This window comes from Neisseria sp. HMSC055H02 (assembly GCF_001813335.1).
GTDB classification, from domain to species: domain Bacteria; phylum Pseudomonadota; class Gammaproteobacteria; order Burkholderiales; family Neisseriaceae; genus Neisseria; species Neisseria sicca_C.
In genome coordinates this window covers 83,767-109,140 of record NZ_KV812096.1, presented here as the reverse complement: position 1 = coordinate 109,140, position 25,374 = coordinate 83,767, and the positions used below count along the sequence as shown (strand labels likewise).

Genomic DNA, 25,374 nt, shown 5'->3' with positions numbered 1-25,374 from the left:
AAAAAGAATATTACATTAGGTTTACGGTTGCTTAAAGCTCACGAATCTACAAAGACAAGCGCTTGTGATAAAGTATCGGCTGTTTTCACGACGGATTATCTGCGCTTCAGTCCGTTTTTTTGAATAAAGGCTTATCATGTTTTTGTCTCCGTCCCATATCCGCACACTGGCAGCAGCCGTCATACTGCTGTTTTCTGCCCAAACCATTGCCGCCAAGCAAGAATCTGCACCAGAAGTCAAAATCCAATCCCAGACCATTCAGAAAAAAAACCGCCGTACGCCTGAAGCAAGGCTCGCCGAACAAGAGCGCTTGATTGCTGCAAACGATCGCGCTTGGAAAATTTTCACGCTTTTAGGCGGCGAAATGGCTTTGCAAAAAGGGGATGCCGGTATGGCCTTGGGTACCTATATGCATATGCTCGACCGCACAAAATCACCCGACGTAGCAGAACGCGCATTGGAAATGGCGGTTTCACTCAATGCATTCGAACAGGCCGAGCTGATTTATCAAAAATGGCGGGAAATCGAACCTGTTCCGGGTGCAGCGCAAAAACGCATGACCTGGCTGCGCGACCTTCTAATCGGAAAAAACGACAAACGCCTCAGCGGCTTGGATGAAGTCCTTGCAGGCGCTACCGAAGAACAAAACCGCCGTATTTTCCTGCTTCTGGCCCAAACCGCCGTCCAGCAGCCTGATTTAGCGGAAAAGGCCTCGGCACAAGTTCATAAAGAAACACTCAAATACCCTGAAATGCCTGAAGCGGCGATTGCAGATGCCATTTACAGCGCATACGATGGCAAGAAAAAAAATGCCATTGCCGCCCTGCAAAGACTCGCCAAACTGGATTCTGAAATCCTGCCCCCGACCATGCTCACCTTGCGCCTGATGGCGCAACGCAGTCCGGAAATCCTCAACGGATTCTTCGAACAAACCGACACGCGCAAACTGTCATCCGTATGGCAGGAGCTTGAAATCACCAACCTGGTTGCCAACCACCGTCCCGACAAGGCATACGGTCGTCTGAAAACGTTACTGGAAGACAACCCCTCGCCCGATTTGTTTATCCAGGCTGCGATACTATCCTCCAGCCGTAAAGATGACTTATCCGTTGTCAACCATTACCTCGAAAAAGCCTACCAATCCGGCACAAGCCAACAACAAAGCCGTGCCGCCCTGATCGGCGCCATGACTTATGCCGATGCCAAAGATTACGTCAAGGCCAAACAATGGCTCGGCAAAATCAATTCTGCGGATTACATTTTCGACAAAACCGTTCTCAGCGCCTCGCTCGAAGCCGAACAAGGCAACGGCAAAGCCGCGTGGGAATTGGCACAACGTGCGCTCAAACTGCCCGAGCAGCAAGGACGCTTTTTCGGTGCGCGCGAATTGCAACGTGTTTCCCTGTTTGCCATCGCCAAACACGACAACCCTAAGAAAGCACTATCAGAGCTGAATACACTTATGGCAAAAGCTTCCAAACAGCCTGATGCCAACCAACTGCTGCCCGACATCCTCTACCAACGCGCCATGGTTTACGACAAAATTGGAGAGCGCGACAAAGCCATTGCCGACCTTCGCCGCCAGTTGGAAATATCCCCCGACAGCACCGGCGGCATGAACGCACTAGGCTATATCATGCTTTCTTCCCCGAAATATGATTTAAACGAAGCATTCAAACTGATTCAGGCCGCGTATCAGGTTGATCCGGAAAACCCCGCCATCAACGACAGCCTCGGTTGGGCATATTATCTGAAAGGCGATGCCGAAACCGCCTTGCCCTACCTGCAATACGCCTTCGAGCAATATCCCGACGCCGAAGTCGCCTCCCATTTGGGTGAAGTCTTGTGGAAGCTCGGCAAGCACGAAGATGCCAAAGCCGTTTGGAACGAAGGTTTGAAACAAGAAGGCGACATCGGTTTATTGAAAGAAACCATGCGCCGATTCAATATTCCCGTTCCCCCGCGCAAAAAACACCCCTCCGCCAAAACAAAATAAAAAACAGGTCGTCTGAAAACTTTTCAGACGACCCTTCCCCTGCACAGGATTTATCATGAAACAGACCAATATATTATCCGCAGCCGCCCTAACCCTCCTCATCACCGCCTGCGCCCGCCCCGAGCTCCCGCAGCAAAATGGTTGGCAACCGGCTGAAACAGTCAACGATTTTTCCGCCGAAGGGCGAATCGCCGTCAAACTCGAAGGCAAAGGCTCTTACGCCAACTTCGATTGGACATACCAAAACCAAGTTCAAACCATCAACATCAACACCCCGATCGGCAGTACCGTGGGGCAGTTGTGTCAAGATAATCAAGGCGTATTGGCCGTCGACAACAAAGGCCGTACATATGAAGCCGCTACCGCACAAGAACTCAGCAACCGCCTATTGGGATTCGAACTCCCTATCCAATATCTGCACATTTGGGCAAGCGGAAAACGTGTAGCCGGCGCACCATACCAACTGCTCCCGGACAGCCGCCTGCAACAATTCGACTGGACAATTTCCCGCACATTCAACAGCAACGGCAAACCCAAAACCCTCCTATTGGAAAGCCCGAAACTCACTCTGCGCTTGGCATTCGACAACCTCGACGATCATCCCGAGGGCAACACCCAAACCCAATGTGCCGCCAGAAAATAAACATCTCGCCAGACAACCGTAAACAAAATGATTCCAAACGAAGCACAAGCCTTCCCGGCTCCTGCCAAACTCAATCTGGATCTCAGAATCACCGGGAAACGCGCAGACGGCTACCACAACCTAGAAAGCATTTTCTGCCTGATTGACTTATGTGATACCGTTTATCTGAAACCACGTTCAGACGACCTTATCATACTCCACACACCGACAGGCGGTATTCCACCGGAACAAGACCTGGCATACCGTGCCGCATCTTTACTGCAAAAACACACTAACTCAAAATCAGGTGTTGAAATTTGGTTGGATAAAAAAATCCCGACAGGCGCCGGCTTGGGAGGTGGCAGTTCGGATGCGGCAACCGTACTCACCGTATTGAACCATTGGTGGGAATGCGGATTATCCCGCCAGCAGTTAATTGATTTAAGTGCGACTCTGGGTGCAGATATTCCCTTCTTCCTTTTCGGCAAAAATGCCTTTGCCAAAGGTATAGGCGAGCAATTATCCCCTATCGACATACCGAAGCAATGGTATGTCGTCATCAAACCCAAGGCCCATGTTTCCACTCCCAAAATTTTCTCGCATGAGAACTTGACACGAAATTCCAAACCAAGCATAATGCCGACTTTCCAATCTTTGCAGCCGTTTAGAAATGATATGCAGGCTGTTGTTTTTCAGGAATATCTTGAGGTTTGGAAAGCTTATTGTGAATTATCCGAATATGGTTCTGCGCTAATGACAGGATCTGGGGCGTGTATATTTCTCTCTACGGATAGTCGGCAAGAAGCAGACAATATATACCAACAAGTTTCACAATCATATGAAGCATATTGTGTTGAAGGTTTAGACATTCATCCATTGTTTCAAATGATTTGATAAAGTTGGGGAGTCGTCAAGCGGTTAAGACACTGGATTTTGATTCCAGCATGCGAAGGTTCGAATCCTTCCTCCCCAGCCAAATCCCTTTGTTGGGGAGTCGTCAAGCGGTTAAGACACTGGATTTTGATTCCAGCATGCGAAGGTTCGAATCCTTCCTCCCCAGCCAGCACCCTTTATTGGGGAGTCGTCAAGCGGTTAAGACACTGGATTTTGATTCCAGCATGCGAAGGTTCGAATCCTTCCTCCCCAGCCAAATAAGAGCGTGTAAGTTTCCTTACACGCTCTTTTATGTTGAGAATCAATGACAACGCTGAAAAACTTTGTTTTGTCGTGATAAATTTGGGGCGAAAAAAGACGGAACGGTAATGCAACGCCGCAAATTTAATTCACTATGCCGGTCATTATGCGTATAATAACACCCATAATGTCTTGGACATAAAGCAGAGGGAAGCATGACGTTTTCTGAGCGGAAGTTAAACATAAAAACAGGTGAAGATATGGCCGCATACGACAGTTTGATGGTATTTACCGGCAACGCAAATCCGGAATTGGCACAACGTGTTGTCAAACACTTGGATATTTCATTAGGCGAGGCAACGGTATCCAAATTTTCAGACGGCGAAATTGCTGTCGAATTGATGGAAAACGTTCGTGGTCGTGATGTTTTCATCCTGCAGCCTACTTGCGCTCCAACTAACGACAACCTGATGGAAATCCTGACTATGGCGGATGCGCTGAAGCGCGCTTCAGCAGGTCGTATTACCGCAGCAATTCCCTATTTCGGCTATGCCCGCCAAGATCGCCGCCCGCGTTCTGTACGCGTTCCGATTTCCGCCAAACTGGTGGCGAATATGTTGTATTCGGCAGGTATCGACCGCGTTTTAACTGTTGATCTGCATGCTGACCAAATTCAGGGCTTCTTTGATATTCCTGTCGACAATATCTATGCCACTCCTATTCTGTTGAATGACATCAAACAGCAGCGGATTGAAAACCTGACCGTAGTCAGCCCGGATATCGGTGGCGTAGTCCGCGCCCGTGCTGTGGCAAAATCATTAAATGCTGATTTGGCAATTATTGACAAACGCCGCCCAAAAGCCAATGTGGCGGAAGTAATGAACATTATTGGCGACATCCAAGGTCGTACCTGTCTGATTGTCGATGACATGATTGACACTGCGAATACGCTGTGTAAAGCCGCCGTCGCTTTGAAAGAGCGCGGAGCGGAGCGAGTCTTGGCTTATGCCAGCCATGCCGTATTCTCAGGAGAGGCAGTCAGCCGTATCGCCTCGTCTGAAATTGACCAAGTTGTCGTTACCGATACCATCCCTCTGTCTGAAGCGGCCAAACAATGCGACCGTATCCGTCAAGTGACGATTGCCGGTCTTTTGGCTGAAACGGTCCGCCGCATCAGCAATGAAGAATCCGTCTCATATCTTTTCAATGAAGAAGTGATGACAGGCAGCATGTTGCTGCCATAACCCCGAAGCCGTCTTAAGCTGGTCGCGGCCGATGACGGTAGTTTATTTAATTTGGAGTATTTAACATGACTTATGAAATTCAAGCCTCTGTTCGTGAAGCACAAGGCACTGGTGCGAGCCGCCGCCTGCGTCGCGAAGGCCAAATCCCCGGCATTTTGTACGGTGAAGGTCAAGAGCCCGTTGCAATTGCTGTGGATCACAAAACCGTATTCTACGCATTGGAAAAAGAATCTTTCCACACTGCACTGATCAAACTGTCTCTGAACGGTGAAACCAAAGACGTTATCGTCCGCGATTTCCAAATGCACCCGTTCCGTCGCGAAGTTCAACATATCGACTTCCAAGCCGTTAAAGCCGACCAACCTGTACGCATTCGCGTTCCTCTGCACATTGTTAACGCTGAAAGCTCTCAAGCCGTTAAACTGCAAGGCGGTCGCGTATCTCTGTTGAATACTACTGTTGAAGTGGTTGCTTTGCCTGCCAACATCCCTGCATACTTGGATCTGGACTGCGCTAAAGTTGTTGCCGGCGACATCCTTCACCTGTCTGACATCCAATTGCCTGAAGGTGTAGAAAGCGTTTCTCTGAAACGTAACGAAAACTTGGCGGTTGCTACCGTTACCGGTAAAAAACGCTAATTCCTTATGTGGAAATAAAAACCGCACCGAATGGTGCGGTTTTTATATTATTATTAAAATAATCTATTTAAAAAATATATTTTATAAATAGCCTTCAGACTTGATTTGAATCAAAGCTCCAAATTGAGTTTCATTTATAATCGCTGACATTGGAACTGAGACAACACTTCTCAAAGTCCTTTAAAGATTTTCCGATAAGTAGATGAAATATCTGCTTTGATTTAATACTCTCTATCTCTTTCCTCTTGATGTGTGTGTGTTTGGGTGTGGCTGTTGCCACCCCTTTTTTTGGCTTTTATGTGAAGTAAAATCCGTAACAGCAAATTCTTTTATTTAAACTTTTATCCGAAAGTAAAATCATGAGCAATAAATTGACTCCGCCTGCCGAACTGCCTGACGAGCAAGATTTACGGGCGGTATTGGCGTACAACATGCGGTTTTTCCGCGTGAATAAGGGTTGGTCTCAGGAAGAGTTGGCGCGCCAATGCGGTTTGGACAGGACTTATGTATCAGCTGTGGAGCGCAAACGCTGGAACATTGCGTTGTCGAATATTGAAAAGATGGCGACGGCTTTGGGCGTGGCGGCGTATCAGTTGCTGTTGCCGCCGCAACAGCTGCTAAACCTGATGACCAATCCCTCGGCTGCCCAGCAGAGGTCGTCTGAAAACGATATTTGACCGCCGAACCACCTTTAGCCTTACGCCCTCCATAACTCGAAAGAATAAAAAATGTCTGCAAACCTGTCTTCAGCATTGGAAACCTTCAAACAGCAACGTGATGCCGCCGAAGCGCATTATTTGAAAGCCAACCGCGTATCGGTATTTTTCAGGGAATACACGGCGGCAGTCGAAACCTTGCTGGCGGCACTTTGGGACAAACATTTCCAAAACAGCGGTTTATGCCTGATGGCAACCGGCGGCTTCGGGCGCGGCGAGCTGTATCCTTATTCTGATTTGGATTTGGCGGTCGTGTCGTCTGAAACCGTTTCAGACAACCTTCAAGAGAAAATCGCGGCTTTTGTACAGGATTTGTGGGACATGAAACTTGCGCCGTCGGTCAAAAGCGGCAGCGTTGCCGAACTGTGTGAAAGCGTGCGCGATGATATTACGGGAGATACGGCGTTTTTAGAGGCTAGGTTTTTGTTCGGCAACCGCCAAACAGCGGATGAATTGACGGAAAAAATGAACGCGCAACGCAATGTAGCGGCGTTTATCGAAGCAAAACTGGTGGAGATGGAACACCGCCATGCCAAATCGCAAGGCTCGGGGGCGGTATTGGAACCGAACATCAAAAGCTGTCCTGGCGGTCTGCGCGACATCCATACCCTGCTTTGGATAGCGAAAGCGCAAGGCTTGGCGGCTAACCTTCCTGCGTTGGTACAACAAGGTATTCTGACGCGCACCGAAGCCGGTATGCTTTCGCACGGCTACCGCCGCCTCGCCCACATCCGCATCCATCTGCATTTAAACGCGAAGCGCGCCGAAGACCGCCTGCTGTTCGATTTACAGCCACAAGTTGCCGAAAGCATGGGCTATCAAGGCTTGAACCTCCGCCGTCAAAGCGAAGAACTAATGCGTGTGTTTTACCGCGCGATTAAAACCGTCAAACAACTGAGCGGCATCCTCACGCCCATGCTGCAAAGCCGCGTTTCCTCCACGCCGATGCGCGTTACCCTGCGGATTGACGACGACTACATCCAAGTGAACAACCAAATCGCCGCGCGGCACACCGATATTTTTTTCAGACGACCCGAACACATTTTCAAAATCGTCGAAATCATGCAGCAGCGCAACGACATTACCGCACTCGAACCGCAAACCCTGCGCGCATGGTGGGGCGCGACGCGCAAAATCAACCGCAGCTTCTACCAAAATCCCGAAAACCGCCGCCGCTTCGCCGGCTTTTTCCGCAGCGGCAACGGACTGACCCAAACTCTGCGCTTTCTCAACCTCTACGGCGTATTGGGCCGCTATCTGCCCGCATGGGAAAAAATCGTCGGCCTGCTCCAACATGACCTGTTCCACATCTATCCTGTGGACGACCACATTCTCGCCGTCGTCCGCAACGTCCGCCGCCTTGCCCTAGACATGCACAGCCACGAGCTGCCCTACGCCTCCGCGCTGATGCAGTCCTTTGAAAAGCAAGACATCCTTTATCTTGCCGCCTTCTTCCACGACATCGCCAAAGGACGCGGCGGCGACCATGCCATACAAGGCATCGCAGACGCGCGCCAATTTGCCGCCGACCACTTCCTGACCGAAGAAGAAAGCGACCTGCTCGCCTGGCTGGTCGAAAACCATCTACTCATGTCCACCGTCGCCCAAAAAGAAGACATCCAAGACCCCGACGTACTCGATGCCTTCTGCAAACGCGTGCAAACCCACGAACGCCTCAGCGCACTCTACCTTCTGACCATTTCCGACATCCGCGGCACTAATCCCAAACTGTGGAACGCATGGCGCGCCAGCCTGTTGGAAAGCCTGTTCCATGCCGCCGGACGCTACCTCGCAGGCAACGGCGGCAATCCGCACGCCCTCTTCGGCCGCCGCCAACAAGAAGCCGCCGAGTTGCTCACCCGCGCCGCCGTCCCCGAAAAACAGCAGAAAAAACTATGGAACGCGCTCGGTTCCGCCTATTTCGCCCGCCATCAGTCCCGCGAAATCCTGTGGCACGCCGCAAACCTCGTACACGACTTTGAAACCCCCATCGTCCGCAGCCGCATCCTGCCTAAGAGCGACAGCTTTCAAGTCATGGTCTTCATGCCCAACGGCCCGCGCCTGTTCGCCCGTCTGTGCCGCATCTTCAGCCGCCACGGTTTCGACATCCTTGCCGCCCGTGCCTTTATTACCGAACACGACTACATCCTCGACACTTTCATCGTGCAAATCCCCTCGCAACACGCCCCCGAAGACTACCCCGACATCCAAAGCGCGCTCGAAGCCGAACTCAACAGCTTTATCCACGGACACACCGTTGCCGAAACCCAAAGCCACAGCCGCCGCATCAGCCGCCGCAGCCGCTACATGCCGATTGCGCCAAGCATCACCATCACCCCCGAAGAAGACTACCCCGACTGGTACTCCGTCGAAATCACCGCCGTCAACCGCCCCTTCCTGCTCGCCGACATGGCGGAAGTCTTCTTTGCCCACAACGTCAGCCTGCGCTACGCCAAAATCTCCACGCTGGACGAACGCGTCGAAGACAGCTTCATCGTTTTCAGCCCCGATTTGAAAAACCCCAAAACGCAGTCATCGTTGAAACAGGCTTTGTTGGAACAATTATCGGTGTGATGGGTGGATTTAAAGGAAAGTAAGAGGTCGTCTGAAAACCTGTTTTCGGCTTTCAGACGACCTCTGTTTTTGGTTTTGAGACAGTTTTCAATCAAAAACCTATTTCTTTTGTTCTGCTTGAAGATGTGAATCCAACTGAGGCAACAGGTAATCGCACATACGGTTTCTTTTCTATTCGAATCCAGCACAAATGGCTCTCTACACATCAAAAGGTCGTCTGAAACCAAGATTTGTTTTTTCAGACGACCTTAACTTATCTTTATCCTTTTATCCTAGCCCCGCCTTTGCCTTTCGCGTACACTTTCTACACCTAAAGAAATGAGAACTACTCTTATGTATCACGGTGAACGTTTCAATGCGTACAGCCATTTGGCAGGCTCGATGCTCGCAGTGGCGGCATTAGTGCTGATGACAGTCAAGGCAAACGGTCCCTACCAACTTGCTTCGGCACTCACCTACGGCATCTGCCTGATCCTGCTCTATCTTGGCTCCACGCTTTACCACAGCATTCCTCAGCCCAAAATCAAAGCGATTTTGCAAAAAGTGGACCACTGCATGATTTACCTGCTGATTGCGGGCAGCTATACCCCGTTTACGCTGATACCCCTTAAAGGCGGCTGGGGGTGGTCATTGTTCGGCGTATCCTGGGGCTTGGCACTCTTCGGCATTATTCAAGAACTGACTATCGGCAGGAAAAGCGAAAAACGGCTGCTCTCCATGATGATTTACGTCATTATGGGTTGGCTGATTTTGGTTGCCGTATCGCCACTGGTACGCACCCTTCCCTTTGCCGGGCTGTTTTGGCTGGCGTTGGGTGGTATTTTATACAGCGCAGGCATTTATTGGTTTGTTAATGATGCCAAAATCAAACACGGACACGGCATCTGGCACCTATTCGTTCTAGGCGGCAGCATAGCGCAGTTTCTCTGTATTTATTTCTATGTTCTTTAATCCGTCAAAAGGTCGTCTGAAAACAAGATATACTTTTCAGACGACCTTTTTGAATATTTATTCCCCAAAGACTCCTACATCACTATAATGAACGCCCAACCTATCCGTTAATATCAAAATGAACCAAACCGCGAATAAGGATCCGCTCGGTTCCGCATGGATTATCATCGCCACCCTCGGTTTTACCGTCATGAACCTCTGCATCAAAGCGGCAGCGGGAAAATTCGGCTTCAGCAGCGGCGAATTGGTTTTCTGGCGCATGAGTTTTGCAGCTGTCATGCTTGCCTCCATAGCGAAAATGCGGGGAGACACATTTGCCACGCGGTATTGGAAAATCCACCTCAACCGCAGCGTCATCGGCACAGCTGCGATGTTGTGCCTGTTTTATGCCGTTACCCATCTGCCGCTGGCAACAGGCGTAACCTTAAGCTACACCTCGTCGATTTTTTTGGCCGTGTTTTCATTTTTGATTTTAAAAGAACGGATTGCATTTTATACGCAGGCAATATTGGTATTCGGCTTTATCGGTGTCATCCTACTGCTAAACCCTTCATTCAAAGGCGGACAAGAAATTGCCGCATTAGCAGGCTTGGCTGGCGGAGCGATGTCGGGCTGGGCGTATTTACAGGTACGCGAGTTGTCCCTGCTTGGCGAACCGGGCTGGCGGGTCGTGTTTTATCTGTCGGTAACCGGCGTCGTTATGTCGTCGATTTGGGCGACGCTGACCGGCTGGCATTCCTTGTCTGCCGAGGCATTACCCTACTTGGCAGGTATCGGACTGTCCGCAACCATCGCCCAACTCTGCATGACCCGCGCTTATAAAGTCGGCAACAAATTCACTGTCGCTTCACTGTCCTACCTGACTGTCGTTTTCTCCGCATTGTCAGGCATAATGTTTTTAGGAGATAGCGTTACTTGGCAGGAAACCTTTGGTATGATTATTATTGTAGCAAGCGGCGTATTGAGCGGTATCCGGCCGGTTGCGATTAAAAAATGGTTTTCCGGACATTAACGTCCTCAAACAAGGAGAGCATGATGATTTCCATCCGAGAGCAGTCTTATGGTTTGAATGTAGCGTTGTACAACGAGTTTACGCTGGACGACTTCCGCCAACTCGAATCCGCCCTGTTGGAAAACAAACAAAAAATCCACCTGCCTGACATACTTTTGGATTTGTCCATGCTGAAAGACTTCACCATCGATATGGCGGTAGAACAAATAAAATTCCTCAATCAACACGAAAACGACTTTGGCCGGGTTGCCGTCATTACAGACGACATCTGGATCAAACTCGGCGCGCGCCTCTCCAGCCTCTTGACCAACCAACACCCCAAATATTTCGATGATGCCACAAAGGCTCAAGAATGGCTGCTGGCAAGCAACCTCAAACCTTAATCTCAAAAATAAAACGGCACGCCAAGGCGTGCCGTTTTATTTTTTATTTCCCAAAACCTGAAACTGTTTTTACTTGCCCCCTAAATGGCGACGATAAAACTGGTCGATATCCGCTATCGCCTTTTCATCACTTGGCCTCAAATCGATTTTCAAATCGGCAAGCCGTATCAGCATCAGGTCTTCTTGTTCCGCCACAGCGCAGCTGACTTCCCCGCTGCTGCGCAGATGCGCGATGAGTTCGTCCAGCTGCCGCAGGGCGTTTTCGTAGGCGGCGTTTTGTTTGTCTTCTGCCATAGGGATTCCATTTTTTATAGACAATAAAAAATGGCGGGGAATCAATCCCGCCATCATTCTACGGCATAAGCCGTGCATTTAATTAAGCAGCCTGAATGTTAGCAGCTTGTTTGCCTTTAGGGCCGGTGGTTACGTCGAAAGATACGCGTTGGCCTTCTTTCAGGGTTTTGAAACCTTCCATGTTGATCGCTGAGAAGTGAGCGAACAGATCTTCGCCACCTTCATCAGGAGTGATGAAACCAAAACCTTTAGCGTCGTTAAACCATTTTACGATACCGGTTGCCATTAGAAACTTCCTATACTTAAAAATTAACAAAATCAGCAAAATAAGGCATACAGCAAACTTAAACGTTCAGCGTTTCTCCCTAGCTTTATATACTTGGTCGAGTGCCAGCTTCTGCTTAACCGTCTTTTTACATTTGTTAAGTCAAAACGTCAAGCCATATAAGGGAAAAAGTGCGAAAATGGCGGAAACAGACCAAAATACAACAGAAATTGAAATCAAACTCTATAATCACTATATTTATAGATTTATTAGGTATTAAATCTTTAGCAAGGTCGTCTGAAACAACCCCTCTTCCATAAAGCCATAAATATTTATGAACAACCCAAACACACATCACGAATCCGATACGCTTTTAAGCGACCAAAAAACCGCCCCGCCGAAACGTTACGGCGTATTTTTGCTGAACGACGATTACACCACGATGGAATTTGTCGTCGAAATCCTGACCGAAATCTTTATGCTCGGAGAGGAGCAGGCGGTGGCGGTGATGCTCTTGGTTCATCACGAAGGCAAAGGCTTGTGCGGCACTTACACACGGGACATCGCCCAAACCAAACAACAACAAGTCATGCAGCGGGCAAAAGCCGAAGGGCATCCGCTGCAATGTATTGTCGAGGAGATTTAATATGCTTTCACCCGAATTGGAACAGATATTGCAGCAGCTTTACCGCGAGGCGCGTAAAGCTCATTATGAATTCATCAGCCTCGAGCATCTGCTTTTGGTGTTAATCGAAGAAGATGCCTCCGTCCCCAACGTCCTCAAGCTTTGCGGCGCGGATTTGAAAGTGGTGTCCGAACAACTCGCCGCCAGCGTTGCCGAAAATACCCCCCTGATTCCCGACCACCTTTTAGATACGGTCGAAACCCAGCCCACACTCGGCTTCCAGCGCGTCATCCAGCGGGCGATGGTGCATACCCAATCCGCAGGTAAAGGCTTGGTCGAGCCTTTGGACGTTTTGGTGGCGCTGATGAGCGAAACCGACAGCCACGCCGTTTATTTCCTCAAGCTGCAATCGGTTACGAGGTTTGAAGTTTTGCGTTGCATTGCCCACGGTGCAACCGAAGACGACGAACACAAAAACTTTTCAGACGACCCCGACAATGATTCAGACGACCCCGTCGAGTCAAAAAGCGGCTCGTTGTCGGACTACACCGTCAACCTCAACGCCGAAGTCAAAGCCGGCCGCATCGACCCCTTAATCGGCAGAAAACACGAAATGGAACGGCTGGTGCAAATCCTGTGCCGCCGCCGCAAAAACAATCCGCTTTTGGTCGGCGAAGCAGGCGTTGGCAAAACCGCGCTGGCGGAAGGCTTGGCGCATCAAATCGTCAACGGCGATATCCCCGACGCGCTTAAAGATGCCGAAGTGTACGCGTTGGATATGGGTTCGCTTTTGGCGGGTACGAAATACCGCGGCGACTTTGAAGCGCGGGTCAAATCCGTCTTGAAACAGCTCGAAAAAATCCCGCAAGCGATTTTGTTTATCGACGAAATCCACACCATCATCGGCGCGGGTAGTACCAGCGGCGGCACGATGGACGCGTCTAACCTGCTCAAACCCGCGCTGGCGAAAGGTTCGCTGCGCTGCATCGGCGCGACCACTTACGACGAATACCGCACCATTTTCGACAAAGACCACGCCTTAAGCCGCCGCTTCCAAAAAATCGACGTGGTCGAACCCACCGTCGCCGAAACCGTGCAAATCCTGCGCGGCTTGAAACCGATGTTCGAAGGCTTCCACCAAGTGCGCTACACGCAAGGTGCACTCGAAGCCGCCGCCGAACTCTCCGCCCGCTACATCAACGAGCGTTTCCTGCCCGACAAAGCCATCGACGTGATGGACGAAGCAGGCGCGGCGCAACGGATTTTGCCCAAATCCAAACAGAAAAAAGTCATCGGCAAGGCGCAAATCGAAACTGTCATCGCCAAAGTCGCACGGATTCCTGAAAAAACCGTGTCGAACGACGACAAACAAGTGCTGCAATTCCTTGGCCGCGATTTGAAAAACATGGTTTACGGTCAGGAAAACGCCATCGACGCGCTGGTTGCCGCCGTCAAAATGTCGCGCTCCGGCCTCGCCCTGCCCGACAAACCCATAGGCAGCTTCCTCTTCTCCGGTCCGACCGGCGTCGGCAAAACCGAAGTCGCCAAACAGCTTGCCTACTCGATGGGCGTACCGCTGCAACGTTTCGACATGTCCGAATACATGGAGCCCCACGCCGTATCGCGCCTTATCGGTGCGCCGCCGGGCTACGTCGGCTTCGACCAGGGCGGCCTTTTGACCGAAGCCGCCAACAAACACCCGCACTGCGTATTGCTCTTGGACGAAATCGAAAAAGCCCATCCCGACATTTTCAACGTCCTCCTGCAAGTCATGGATGCAGGCAAACTGACCGACAACAACGGCAAGAGCGCCGATTTCCGCAACGTCATCCTGATTATGACCACCAACGCAGGCGCGGAAAGCCTCAGCCGCCCCAGCCTCGGCTTTACCGCCAAGCGCGAACGCGGCGACGAAATGCAGGCAATCAACAAACTCTTCACGCCTGAATTCCGCAACCGCTTGGACGCGATTATCCCGTTTGCGCCCCTGTCCGAACCCGTCATCGCCAAAGTCGTGGACAAATTCCTGCTCCAGCTCGAACACCAGCTCCTCGACAAAAAAGTCGAAGCCGAATTCACGCCGTCATTACGCAAATATCTGGCGGAAAAAGGTTTCGACCCGCAAATGGGCGCGCGCCCGATGCACCGCCTGATTCAGGAAAAAATCCGCAAACCGCTCGCCGACGAACTCCTGTTCGGCAAACTCGCCGACGGCGGCTTCGTGCGGATAGACTGGGATGCAGCGAAAGAAGAAGCCATGTTGAAATTCAAGAAAAACAAAGCCAAACCTGAAGCAGCCGCGGTTTGACGGATAAAGGCAAAAGGTCGTCTGAAAACGAGATTTCCGTTTTCAGACGACCTTTTTGTAATGAAAACTCAATCCTCCGCTTTATGAAGCAAAGTAATCAACGCCTCCTGCTTTTCCGGCGACAGCGCGCGGAAATATTTCAACAACAACGCCTCTTGCGGAGAAACTGCCCCACCCTCTTCCAACATTCGTCCGTGCCGCAGCCATTCTCCGCTGGTATCCAGCCATTTCGCCAGCGTTTCGATTTTATCGGGCGTCGGAATCGAACGTCCGACCAACCAATGGTGGAAAGCCTGCGTGCTGACGGATTGATTGGGGTGGCGCAGATTGAAGCGGTTGGCAAGGCTGGCATTGGAAAGATTATCCAAACCCGCCAGCCTGATTGCGGTTTTCAAGCGTTCGCTGAAATCGATTTTGTCTTGTTCAGTATGCATAATCGAGGATTATGAATAGCCGACTGTTGCAAAATTTAACAGTTTTGTTGTTTTTGTAAATTATTTACTTGATATTTTCAAATGACTGGTTGACAATACACCTGCATTTACTTATTAACCCTCCCATTACAAAGGAAGCATCTATGTCTTTACAAAAAATAAGCGCAGTAACCGTTATCGCTCTAAGTCTGGCAGCCTGTGGCGGAGGTGGGGGAGGAACGCCATCTGCACGACCAACAGATACCAATATTGAAAATACAAAAGCCGAAGAGGCCCGTAAAGCTGAAGAAGCTCGCAAAGCCGAAGAAGCTCGCAAAGCCGAAGAAGCTCGTAAAGCCGAAGAAGCACGTATCGCACAAAAAACTGCTGAATTAATTGAACAAGCTAAAGCTAAAGGGCTAAACGATGACGAAGCAAAACAATTTGCGCAAAATAATATCAATAATGAAGATGATGTATCTAAAGCAAATTTAGATAACATGATTAAAATAAAAGATTTGACAAAACTTGCTATTGCTGAAGGTCTTAATGAATATCAAGCTGCTGATTTTGCTAAAAATAATGTAGATTTAGATGAAGATACAGCAAAAGCTAACCTTGAAACACTTATCATCAATAATGCTAAAGGAATTTATAATGGACAATATCGTAATGGACTCGAGCAAAACCAATATGGCACATCAAGTAGTTCCTCATCTAGTTGTACAAATGGACATTGCTATTCAGTAAGAGAAACTATTACTACCGGTAAAGCAATCTATAATCAACCATATTCAATTGTTATTGCAGATACTAAATCAGGTGTTCGTAATTTTTCTAGTATTAATGAACTATCGAATGTACTAATTGCCGGCCTAAAAACAAAATTAGAAGCGATACCAACAAAAGGAACAGCTAATTATAGCGGTAAAGCATTTGATGCCGAAAATAATGGAACACTAGATTACAATGTTAATTTTGAAAATAAAACAGGCTCAGGAACTATTACCGGCTTAGGAAATAACATTACATTAGAACAAGGTTCGATTTCAGGAACTGGTATTTCATCTACTGCAACCCAAGGTTACAAATCAGGCTCTTACTCTTTAGATTTCTTCGGTAAAAATGCAGAAGAAATTGCAGGAAAAGTTATCTTTAATGGCAAAGATACTGTCGGCTTCGGCGGACAACGCAGAGAGATTCAAAAATAATTTTCCATCTTAATTATGATGTAAAAGGTCGTCTGAAACCGTTTCAGACGACCTTTTCGACCATTCTCACCGCGTTATCCGTATAATGATAGAATACTCCTGCCATCCATATCCCACTGAATAAAATGAATAAAAACCATCTCGTCTTACTGATGCTCTCTTTACCAACAGCCGCCCTTGCCGAGACACCCGTTGTCCATGTACCTGCTCCTGTATTTTTTGACAAGCAGCCTAACAACGAAACACCCTCAAAAGATTTTACCGACGACAAACCCGCAGAACAAAAGCTTTCAGACGACCTTTCTGCCGATTCTTCATTGGAAGCACAGATCAACCGCGCATTAATCGGACGGGACTGGAAGACGCTGGAAGGTTTGTTGGCGCAATATAAAGCCGCGCCCAACCGGGATGCCGTTTTATACGATTATGCTTTAGGCGCGTTGAGGCGCAGTCAGTTGCGGCATGATGAAGCTGTCTCGCTCTATCGCGGCATTTTGGCGAAACATCCCGATTTGGCGTATCCGCGTTTCGATTTGGGCGTCATGATGTTTGAAAACAAACAGTACCATGAGGCAAAAGCTGAATTGAAACGGGCAAAACCGGATTTGCAGCCGCCCATGCAGCAACTTGCCGACCGCTATCTTGCCGCCATTGAATCGACGCAAAACTGGCAGCCCGATATTTCGCTGCAATACGAGCAGACCGATAATGTGAACAATGCCTCGTCCGAGCGCGTTATAGAATGGAACGGCAGACGCTGGAATAAAACCGCTGACAGCCTGCCGCAAAAGGCGCACGGTATCCGCTACGGCGCTGGCGTATCGCGCGAAATCAATGTGGGCGGACATCATTTTGTTTACGGCAGCCTGAGCGGCGACGGCGTGCATTATTGGGACAATCAGGATTTTAACGAGCAAAGCCTGCGCTTGGCGGCAGGCTATAAAAACCGTTTGGCGGTGCAATCTTTCGGGGTTGTACCGTTTGCCGAACAAAACTGGCTGGGCGGCAAACGCTATAATCGCGAAACCGGTATCCATACCGATTTTTCACGTCGTCTGAATGAAAAATGGCGGCTCTCGCTCAATGCAGGCTATATCAAAAAATACTATCGGAACAGCGGCTCGGCAGCGCGTTACAACAGCCATATGCCGCTGGCGGGGGCAACGCTGGCATACTCTGCACCGAAAAACTGGCTGCTCTACGGTGGCGCAGACTGGTCGCACGACATGACCAAAGAAGCGGAACAGGCATCCGTACGCAAGGGCATACGCTTCGGCGCGGCGAAAGCGTTTGAGAACGGATTCGGCATCCGCACCAACCTGCGCTACGCCCGCCGTACCTTTGATGCGCCGGGAAGCCTGGTGTACCGTCTGACCCGAAAAGACCATGAATATCAGGCAAATGCCTCTGTTTGGCACAATAAAATTTCATGGAAAGGCTTAGTGCCGCATTTGAATTTCCGTTATCTGAAAATCGACAGCAATATGAGCGGCTTTTATTCCCGCAAAAGTATGCAGACATTCGTCAGCGTGGAGAAACAGTTTTGAAGCAGCAGGGATAAGGGGTTGGAAAAACACTCTGCCCGCCATCCGCCGAGATTCCCGCGCAGGCGGTGATCCGTCGGACATCTTAAGAAACAGGTATTTGAAAAACAGTTGCCCAAATTGAAAGAAATTTCCGCCTTATCGGGAATAACGCCGATTAAAACGTTTCTATTTGAATGACAACAAATCGGTTTCAAAAATCCGAGCGGCAAACCCGATAAAAAGGTCGTCTGAAAGCCCAAGCAGCTTTTCAGACGACCTTTTTGATTTTCAGCTTGCACAACTGCCCTTCACAAGGCCTTGTGCTTGCGACGCTTGAACCATTTGCCCAATATACCGCCTTCGCGCCCGAACACCAGCGATACGGCATACAGCACGCCGCAGCACAAGATAATCGCAGGTCCGGACGGAATTTCGACGTGATAGGAAAACAGCAGTCCGGCAAAACCGCAGACCAGTGCGATAAAGACGGACAAAGCCATCAACGCGCCCATGCTTTTCGCCCAGAGCCGCGCGGTAATCGACGGCAGCATCATCAGACCGACCGACATCAGCGTACCGAGTGCCTGAAAGCCTGCAACAAGGTTCATCACCACCAAAATCAGGAAGACGACGTGCCAAAAGCCGCCCTTCCCGCCGACCGCCTTCAGAAACAGCGGGTCAATGCTTTCCAAAACCAGCGGGCGGTAAATAATCGCCAATGCCGTTACCGTAACGCTTGCCGAGGCGGCAATCAGTTGCAGCGCGGGAATATCCACCGACAAGACCGATCCGAACAAGAGATGCAGCAAATCGACGCTGCTGCCGTTTTTACTGACCAAAACCACGCCTATTGCCAGACTGCTCAGATAAAAGGCGGCAAAGTTGGCATCTTCCTTCAACGATGTAAAACGGCTCGCCAAACCCGCCAACAGCGCCATCAGCAAGCCTGCCGCAAACCCGCCGACGCTCATTGCAGGCAGGCTCAGCCCGGCAAACATATAGCCGATTGCCGCACCGGGCAGGACGGCATGACTCAAAGCATCGCCCACCAGGCTCATGCGCCGCATGACCAGGAACACGCCGACCGGAGCGGCACTCAAAGCCAGACAGAATACCGACGCAAGCGCATAGCGCATAAAGTCGAATTCCGCAAAAGGGGAAATCAGCAAATCGTATAAATTCATGGTATCCGGTAAATAAGGGAAAACTTCTGAAAATGGGAAACGTCGTCTGAAAATCCTTCGCCGCGTCTTTCAGACGACGTACTGCCTTACGAGGGGGCGGCGCAAGCTATACGTCGCACCAGTCCTCCGACTCCTGCCGCTGCATCAGCATATTCGCGCGGGCAAGGTTTTCATCGGTCAGGACGGACGGCGTTCTGCCCGCCGCAACCTTTTCCCGGGCCAGCAACAGCGTGTCCGAAAAATAATCGCGTACCTGCGCATAATCGTGCAACACCGCGATAATTGCCTGCCCTTCCTCATTGCATTGGCGCAATACATCCAAAAGCGCGTAAGTCGTGCGCGCATCGACGGCGTTGAAAGGTTCGTCCAAAAGCAGGAATTTTGCCCCCTGCGCCAGCATACGCGCAAATAAAACGCGCTGAAACTGTCCGTTGGACAAATGCGCGATCTGCCTGTCGGCAAAATCCCGCATACCGACGCGTGCAAGCGCATCCAAAACGCGGGTACGCTGCGTCGCGTCAACCCGTCCGAAAAAGCCGATTTCGTACCACAAACCCATCGCCGCCAGTTCGAAAACCGTCATCGGCTGGCCGCGGTCGATGTCCGACTGCTGCGGCAGATAGGCGATGTCTTTGCGTTGCAGGTTTTGCAGGAGGACGCGTCCCGTATCGACTTGCTGCAAACCCATGACCGCTTTTAAGAAAGTTGATTTGCCCGCCCCGTTCGGCCCGCAGACCGCCCACATCGAATGCTCGGCAAATTCGATGCCGACATGGTGTACGGCAGGCCGTGTCCGGTAGCTGACCGTCAGATTTTCAACAACGATACTCATGCAACCGCCCAAAAATACATGCCCCAAACCGCCGCCAAAGCGAAAAGCGCAATCAGCAGGCGTTGGAACAATCCGGTGAGTAAAATGGAATTCATAACAATATCGAATTAAAGACGATGTGTTCAAAATGAAACAAAAGCAAAGATGATACTTTATAACATTATGATTGTAAACATAAAGGCAGTATCCGGATATAGGCACGATTTTTGTGGACAAGGCATCTGCCGTTTTCAGACGACTTTTTTCAAAGCCGGCGCAGGCGGTTTGCCCGTATAAGCAGCGTGTGCCTTGCCCATGAAGAAACGACCCGGCTTATCGTCCGATTCAGGAGTCAGTAGGCCAGATATGAGTATCCAACGTTGCCAACATTCAAACCCTAATTAGGCAATGTGGAAAATTTCAAGCAGTTGTCGGATACAAGTATCCTACCTACATCAGCAAGCAATGAAGCCAATTACAAAAGGTCGTCTGAAAACCGATATTCAGGTTTTCAGACGACCTTTTATGCTTCAAATCCCGCGTTATTGCAGGCTGTGTTCCAGCGAAATGCCTGCCGCCCAGCCGGTTTTGGGGTCTTTACTTTCTTTGACTACGCCTGAGTTGAACGAGAGGGTCGTGCGTTTGGAGAATTTGTATTCGGTGTTGAACGCGAGCTGTTTGTAGTTCTTGCCGGTATCGGAGCGGCCGTAGGCGACGCCGAGTTTAGGGGTGATGTTGCCCATGGTGTAGCCGGCGGTCACTTGGAAATCGCGGGTGTTGGTATTGGTTTTGGTTTCGTCTTCCCAGTGGAATTTGTCGGCGACATTGCGGGCGTACATCATGCCGGCGGCGAGGTAGAGATTGTCTTTGTCGTAGCCGACTTTCATGGAATGAACCTGTCTGTCTTTGGTATCGTCAGGCGAGCCGTTGCGGGCGTATTCGAGGGCGTAGTGGGCGTTGAAGCCGTTGGTCGGGTGTTTGTAGTGCAAGCCTAATCCCGCCATCCAGTCGCCGTTGCGTTTCCTGTCTTTGTATTTGTTGGCACCGGGCGCGATTTGGACGCGGTAGTTGAAGCCGTTATCAAAGGTTTTGGATTCGTAGTTCAGGGCGATTTCACGGCCGCCGAAACGGGTCATGCGTCCCATGGTTTGGGTGTGGTTGTTGCCGTTGAATGCGTCTTGTTCGCCGGTCAGGTAGTGCATGGGGGTACTGAGCCAGCCGGCGCGGACGGTACCGAAATCGCCGCGCAGACCGATATAGGAATCGTCCGTACTCCAGCCGTTGTAGTCGAAGGCGACGAATGAATTGACGCCGTAGATGAGCTTGAGGTCTTTGTCGAGTTTTTCACTGCCCATAATCCAGATGCGGCTGTTGTTGTCGGATATATCGGTAGCGGATTGCCCTTTGCCGTTGCGTTCGTGTTCGATAGAAGTAAATATCCGTCCGCCGATTTTGGCTTCGTTATCGGATGCCAATGCGGGGGCGGCAAGCGGGACGGCAACCGCAATCATTAATAACTTCTTCATTTTCTTCTCCTTTTGCTTGATTTTTCTGAGGCTGCGTTTAAACAGGGTTTTATACTATTTGAGGCGTGCAAAAAAATCAATATTTTTGTAATCACTTGTAACTTTTATTTCAAAAAATGTTTTTTACGGCGTTTTTTTGTGTTATCTTGCAAACCGATTTCCAAAACAGGCGGATTTTTTCAAATATCCATAGAGAATAAATCTTTTTATCCGCCAAAAATCAGAATATTTCCCTACCATGTAGTCATATGTAGTTTTTATTTTTTTGCAAAACGCAGGATGGAGGGAGAGATAGCGAGAAGAGGAGAAAAAACGTGCTGCCGAACAAACCTTATTCCATATCGGCTTTATCGCTTGCCATAGTGCTTGCGCTGTCGGCGTGTCATCGCGAAGTCAAGCCCGCGCCCGAATTCAAGCGCAGCGAATACAATAAAATCGTCATCAGCAATGCGGTCGAACCGAGTACGCTCGACCCGCAGAAAAGCTCGGATATGGCGGCGGGCGCGATTATCCGTCAGATGATGGACGGCTTGGTCAGTACGGATGCCGAAGGCAAAACCATTCCCGCCTTGGCGTTGAAATGGGAGCCGTCAGACGAAGGGCGCGTTTGGACGTTCCACCTGCGCGATGCGAAGTGGAGCAACGGCGACCCGATTACCGCCGAAGATTTCGTTTACAGCTTCCGCCGCCTCGCCGATCCCGCAACCGCCGCGCCTAACAGCAGCTATTTGGAAGACGCGAAAATACAGGGTGCGGCGGAAATCCTGCAAGGCAAGGCGAAGCCGGATACTTTGGGCGTCAAGGCTTTGGACAAGAAAACGCTGCAATTCACGCTCACCGCGCCCGTGCCGTATTTCCCCGATATGCTGATTCAGCAGTTCACTTATCCCGTCCACCGCGCCACCGTCGAGAAATTCGGCGAAAAATGGACGCAGCCGGGCAATTATGTTTCCAGCGGCGCATACATCCTCAAAGAATGGCGTGTCAACAGCCACATCACCATGGATAAAAACCCTGCTTATTACGACAGCAAAAAAGTATCCATCCCGCAGGCGGTGTTCCTTGCCATCGGCAAAGAATACGACCGCTACCGCGCCGACGAAGTAGATGTTACCTACGCCATCCCTTCCGACCAGATTAAGATTGCCGAGAAAGAATTTCCCGGACAGGTTCGGCGCGCGACTTTGCTGTGTTCTTGGTTTTTAGAGCCGAACTTGGAATCCGCCGAATTTAAAAATCCCAAAGTCCGCCGCGCGCTCAACCTGCTGACCGACCGCGCCATCATTACCAAGGTTGCCGGACGCGGCGACAAGGAAGCGTTCCAGCTCACCCCGCCGAATATGCAGGGCAGCGGCGAATCTGCGCCTGCGTGGAAGCCGCTCAAGCGCGAAGCGCGCATTGCCGAAGCGGAAAAACTCTTGCGCGAAGCGGGTTACAGCGAAGAGAAACCGCTTGAGTTCCAAATCGTCTATACCACCAACGAGTCTTCCAAGAAACAAATTACCGCGCTGCAATCCATTTGGAAGGCGACCGTGCCGTTCGTCCGCCCCACGCTGATGAACGAAGAATGGAAAACCTTCTTGGACAAACGCATACAGGGCAATTTCAGCATGGCGTTTGCAGGCTGGTGTTCCGACTACAACGACCCTGCGGGCATGCTCAATATTTTCAAATCCAACAATCCGAACAACGCCTTCCATTACAAGAATCCCGAGTTTGACAAGCTGATGAACAGCACGCTCGAAGCGGGCATTTCCGCCGAAGAACGCGCCCGCCGCTACGTCAGCGCCGAGGCGATGCTGCAACGCGACGACGCCTTTATCCCGCTGTATCACCAAGTCAGTATCAATCTGGTGAAACCCGACATCCAAGGCTACTCCGACCGCGACCCGCTGAAAAACTATACTGTTAAGAATTGGTCGTTTGCACCCAAGAAGTGATTTGATAACATAGACACGTTTTTCAGACGACTTCCCCGTACACTAAATTGAAGAGGTCGTCTGAAACCGCGAAACCCTATTGGAGAATCCCGTTCATGAATACCGTATCGAATTACCTGTCCGCATTGCGCGAAGCCATGAAGGCGCAAGGCTTGGACGCACTCGTCATCCCCTCCGCCGACCCCCATCTTTCCGAATACCTGCCCGCACACTGGCAGGCGCGCCGCGAGTTGTCGGGCTTTACCGGCTCGGTCGGCACTTTCGTCGTTACCGTCGATGAAGCGGGCGTGTGGGTGGACAGCCGCTATTGGGAACAAGCTGCCAAACAGCTTGCAGGCAGCGGCATCGAGCTGCAAAAAAGCGGGCAAGTTCCGCCATATAACGAATGGCTCGCGGCAAACCTGCCCGAAAACGCCGCCGTCGGCATACCTTCCGATATGGTGTCGCTCACCGGCAAACGCACTTTGGCGCAATCCCTGACCGCCAAAAATATCCGCATCGAACACCCCGACGACCTGCTTGACCAAGTGTGGACCAGCCGTCCCGCCATCCCCGCCGAAACCGTGTTCATCCACGACCCCGCCTACGTCTCCGAAACCGCCGCCGAGAAACTCGCCCGCGTGCGTGCCGTCATGGCGGAAAAAGGCGCGGATTACCACTTGGTTTCCTCGCTTGACGACATCGCTTGGCTGACCAACCTGCGCGGCAGCGACGTGCCTTTCAACCCCGTTTTCGTGTCCTTCCTGCTGATCGGCAAAGACAACGCCGTCCTGTTTACCGACCAAGGTCGTCTGAACGCCGAAGCCGCCACCGCGCTGCAAACCGCCGGCATCACGGTCGAACCTTATGCCCAAGTTGCCGACAAACTCGCGCAAATCGGCGGCACGCTGCTTATCGAGCCGAACAAAACCGCCGTCAGCACCCTCGTGCGCCTGCCCGAAAGCGTGCGCCTGATCGAAGGCATCAACCCGTCCACCTTCTTCAAATCCGTCAAATCCGAAGTCGACATCGCCCACATCCGCGAAGCGATGGAACACGACGGCGCGGCGTTGTGCGGCTTCTTCGCCGAGTTTGAAGACATCATCGACAACGGCGGCAGCCTGACCGAAATCGACGTGGACACCATGCTCCACCGCCACCGCAGCGCACGTCCGGGCTTCATCTCATTGAGTTTCGACACCATCGCGGGCTTCAACGCCAACGCCTCCCTGCCGCATTACAGCGCGACACCCGAAAGCCACAGCACCATCAGCGGCAACGGTCTGCTGCTCATCGACTCCGGCGCGCAATACAAAGGTGGCACGACCGACATCACCCGCGTCGTCCCCGTCGGTACACCGAGTGCCGAACAAAAACGCGACAACACCCTCGTTCTCAAAGCCCATATCGCGCTTGCCGAAGCTGTGTTCCCCGAAAACATCCTCTCGCCGATGATAGACGCCATCTGCCGCAAACCCCTGTGGCAGGCGCAATGCGACTACGGACACGGCACCGGACACGGCGTAGGCTATTTCCTCAACGTCCACGAAGGCCCGCAAGTCATCGCCTGCGCCGCCGTTCCCGGTCCGCAGCACGCCATGAAAAAAGGCATGGTGACCTCCATCGAACCCGGACTCTACCGTCCCGGCAAATGGGGCATCCGCATTGAGAACCTCGCCGCCAACCAAGCCGTCGCCAACCCGCAGGAAACCGAGTTCGGCAGCTTCCTCTACTTCGAAACCCTGACCCTCTGCCCCATCGACACCCGCCTGATGGACACCGCCCTCATGACCGACGGCGAAATCGACTGGGTCAACCGCTACCACGCCGAAGTCCGCCGCCGCCTCGAGCCGCTGACCGAAGGCGCGGCAAAAGCATGGCTGATCAAACGCACCGAACCGCTGGCGCGCTGACGGCAAAGGTCGTCTGAAACGACCATGGTGCGGGTTCTCACCACGAACCCGCACCAGCCCAAAAGGTCGTCTGAAAACGGCCGTAGCGTGGGCTCTGCCCACGAAAAAC

The 25,374-nt window shown here is 51.1% G+C and carries 22 protein-coding genes and 3 tRNA genes; 19 read left to right on the top strand and 6 right to left on the bottom strand.

Annotated features, from left to right (window positions below):
• Window positions 1–136: 136 nt before the first annotated feature.
• The 13 genes from HMPREF2907_RS07350 (at window position 137) to HMPREF2907_RS07290 (ending at window position 11,270) form a co-directional block, all read left to right on the top strand.
• Window positions 137–1,996: a tetratricopeptide repeat protein gene (locus tag HMPREF2907_RS07350; RefSeq protein ID WP_070681680.1), complete on the top strand. Its 1,860-nt coding sequence runs from the start codon at window positions 137–139 to the stop codon at window positions 1,994–1,996.
• Window positions 1,997–2,051: 55 nt separating this feature from the next.
• Window positions 2,052–2,639, top strand: a complete 588-nt coding sequence (gene lolB, locus HMPREF2907_RS07345) for a lipoprotein insertase outer membrane protein LolB (RefSeq protein WP_070681677.1) — start codon at window positions 2,052–2,054, stop codon at window positions 2,637–2,639.
• A 27-nt stretch (window positions 2,640–2,666) separates the two neighbouring features.
• Window positions 2,667–3,512: a 4-(cytidine 5'-diphospho)-2-C-methyl-D-erythritol kinase gene (gene ispE / locus HMPREF2907_RS07340; protein ID WP_070681675.1), complete on the top strand. Its 846-nt coding sequence runs from the start codon at window positions 2,667–2,669 to the stop codon at window positions 3,510–3,512.
• Window positions 3,513–3,518: 6 nt separating this feature from the next.
• Window positions 3,519–3,594 (top strand) — tRNA-Gln (locus HMPREF2907_RS07335).
• Between the two features lie 11 nt (window positions 3,595–3,605).
• Window positions 3,606–3,681: transfer RNA gene (locus HMPREF2907_RS07330), tRNA-Gln, on the top strand.
• Between the two features lie 11 nt (window positions 3,682–3,692).
• Window positions 3,693–3,768: transfer RNA gene (locus tag HMPREF2907_RS07325), tRNA-Gln, on the top strand.
• A 244-nt stretch (window positions 3,769–4,012) separates the two neighbouring features.
• On the top strand, window positions 4,013–4,996 hold the full coding sequence (locus tag HMPREF2907_RS07320) for a ribose-phosphate pyrophosphokinase (protein ID WP_016687469.1): 984 nt from the start codon (window positions 4,013–4,015) through the stop codon (window positions 4,994–4,996).
• A gap of 65 nt (window positions 4,997–5,061) precedes the next feature.
• Window positions 5,062–5,634, top strand: coding sequence for a 50S ribosomal protein L25/general stress protein Ctc (locus tag HMPREF2907_RS07315; protein ID WP_019270895.1), 573 nt, complete (start codon window positions 5,062–5,064; stop codon window positions 5,632–5,634).
• Window positions 5,635–5,993: 359 nt separating this feature from the next.
• Entirely contained in the window at window positions 5,994–6,311 is a 318-nt protein-coding gene (locus HMPREF2907_RS07310) for a helix-turn-helix domain-containing protein (RefSeq protein ID WP_070681672.1), read from the top strand.
• Window positions 6,312–6,362: 51 nt separating this feature from the next.
• Window positions 6,363–8,924 carry a [protein-PII] uridylyltransferase gene (glnD, locus tag HMPREF2907_RS07305; protein WP_070681667.1) on the top strand — a complete coding sequence of 854 codons (2,562 nt, stop codon included), beginning with the start codon at window positions 6,363–6,365 and terminating at the stop codon, window positions 8,922–8,924.
• A 333-nt stretch (window positions 8,925–9,257) separates the two neighbouring features.
• Window positions 9,258–9,875, top strand: a complete 618-nt coding sequence (gene trhA / locus HMPREF2907_RS07300) for a PAQR family membrane homeostasis protein TrhA (RefSeq protein ID WP_070681662.1) — start codon at window positions 9,258–9,260, stop codon at window positions 9,873–9,875.
• A 118-nt stretch (window positions 9,876–9,993) separates the two neighbouring features.
• A complete protein-coding gene (locus tag HMPREF2907_RS07295; protein WP_070681658.1) occupies window positions 9,994–10,887 on the top strand; it encodes a DMT family transporter in 894 nt (297 codons plus the stop codon).
• A gap of 23 nt (window positions 10,888–10,910) precedes the next feature.
• Entirely contained in the window at window positions 10,911–11,270 is a 360-nt protein-coding gene (locus HMPREF2907_RS07290; RefSeq protein WP_049229226.1) for a SpoIIAA family protein, read from the top strand.
• A 69-nt stretch (window positions 11,271–11,339) separates the two neighbouring features.
• Here the strand turns inward: HMPREF2907_RS07290 and HMPREF2907_RS07285 are convergent, their stop codons facing one another.
• Complete coding sequence (locus tag HMPREF2907_RS07285; protein WP_070681655.1) at window positions 11,340–11,564, bottom strand: branched-chain amino acid ABC transporter; 225 nt, start codon at window positions 11,562–11,564, stop codon at window positions 11,340–11,342.
• Between the two features lie 82 nt (window positions 11,565–11,646).
• The gene (locus HMPREF2907_RS07280) at window positions 11,647–11,850 is read right to left on the bottom strand and encodes a cold-shock protein (protein WP_002217533.1); all 204 of its coding nucleotides are present in this window, start codon (window positions 11,848–11,850) and stop codon (window positions 11,647–11,649) included.
• A gap of 313 nt (window positions 11,851–12,163) precedes the next feature.
• On the opposite strand from HMPREF2907_RS07280, the gene clpS reads away from it, so the two are divergent.
• Together clpS and clpA are read left to right on the top strand one after the other, a co-directional pair.
• Window positions 12,164–12,475 carry an ATP-dependent Clp protease adapter ClpS gene (clpS, locus tag HMPREF2907_RS07275; protein WP_003741750.1) on the top strand — a complete coding sequence of 104 codons (312 nt, stop codon included), beginning with the start codon at window positions 12,164–12,166 and terminating at the stop codon, window positions 12,473–12,475.
• A gap of 1 nt (window position 12,476) precedes the next feature.
• Window positions 12,477–14,762: an ATP-dependent Clp protease ATP-binding subunit ClpA gene (clpA, locus tag HMPREF2907_RS07270; protein ID WP_070681652.1), complete on the top strand. Its 2,286-nt coding sequence runs from the start codon at window positions 12,477–12,479 to the stop codon at window positions 14,760–14,762.
• 68 nt (window positions 14,763–14,830) lie between these two features.
• Here clpA and HMPREF2907_RS07265 read toward each other — a convergent pair whose 3' ends face one another.
• On the bottom strand, window positions 14,831–15,196 hold the full coding sequence (locus HMPREF2907_RS07265; RefSeq protein WP_016687458.1) for a transcriptional regulator: 366 nt from the start codon (window positions 15,194–15,196) through the stop codon (window positions 14,831–14,833).
• Between the two features lie 143 nt (window positions 15,197–15,339).
• On the opposite strand from HMPREF2907_RS07265, the gene HMPREF2907_RS07260 reads away from it, so the two are divergent.
• Window positions 15,340–16,386 (top strand): Slam-dependent surface lipoprotein, encoded by a 1,047-nt coding sequence (locus tag HMPREF2907_RS07260; protein ID WP_070681649.1) that lies wholly within the window; start codon window positions 15,340–15,342, stop codon window positions 16,384–16,386.
• A gap of 125 nt (window positions 16,387–16,511) precedes the next feature.
• A complete protein-coding gene (locus HMPREF2907_RS07255; protein WP_083310704.1) occupies window positions 16,512–17,933 on the top strand; it encodes a surface lipoprotein assembly modifier in 1,422 nt (473 codons plus the stop codon).
• 287 nt (window positions 17,934–18,220) lie between these two features.
• Here HMPREF2907_RS07255 and HMPREF2907_RS07250 read toward each other — a convergent pair whose 3' ends face one another.
• The 3 genes from HMPREF2907_RS07250 to HMPREF2907_RS07240 form a co-directional block, all read right to left on the bottom strand.
• Window positions 18,221–19,096: a metal ABC transporter permease gene (locus HMPREF2907_RS07250; protein WP_019270326.1), complete on the bottom strand. Its 876-nt coding sequence runs from the start codon at window positions 19,094–19,096 to the stop codon at window positions 18,221–18,223.
• A 106-nt stretch (window positions 19,097–19,202) separates the two neighbouring features.
• On the bottom strand, window positions 19,203–19,928 hold the full coding sequence (locus HMPREF2907_RS07245) for a metal ABC transporter ATP-binding protein (protein ID WP_060975186.1): 726 nt from the start codon (window positions 19,926–19,928) through the stop codon (window positions 19,203–19,205).
• Window positions 19,929–20,449: 521 nt separating this feature from the next.
• Entirely contained in the window at window positions 20,450–21,433 is a 984-nt protein-coding gene (locus HMPREF2907_RS07240) for a porin (RefSeq protein WP_029609720.1), read from the bottom strand.
• 314 nt (window positions 21,434–21,747) lie between these two features.
• Between HMPREF2907_RS07240 and HMPREF2907_RS07235 the strand changes: the two genes are divergently transcribed.
• Together HMPREF2907_RS07235 and HMPREF2907_RS07230 are read left to right on the top strand one after the other, a co-directional pair.
• Window positions 21,748–23,373, top strand: coding sequence for a peptide ABC transporter substrate-binding protein (locus tag HMPREF2907_RS07235; protein WP_070681646.1), 1,626 nt, complete (start codon window positions 21,748–21,750; stop codon window positions 23,371–23,373).
• 95 nt (window positions 23,374–23,468) lie between these two features.
• Window positions 23,469–25,265 (top strand): aminopeptidase P family protein, encoded by a 1,797-nt coding sequence (locus HMPREF2907_RS07230; RefSeq protein WP_070681643.1) that lies wholly within the window; start codon window positions 23,469–23,471, stop codon window positions 25,263–25,265.
• Window positions 25,266–25,374: the final 109 nt, after the last annotated feature.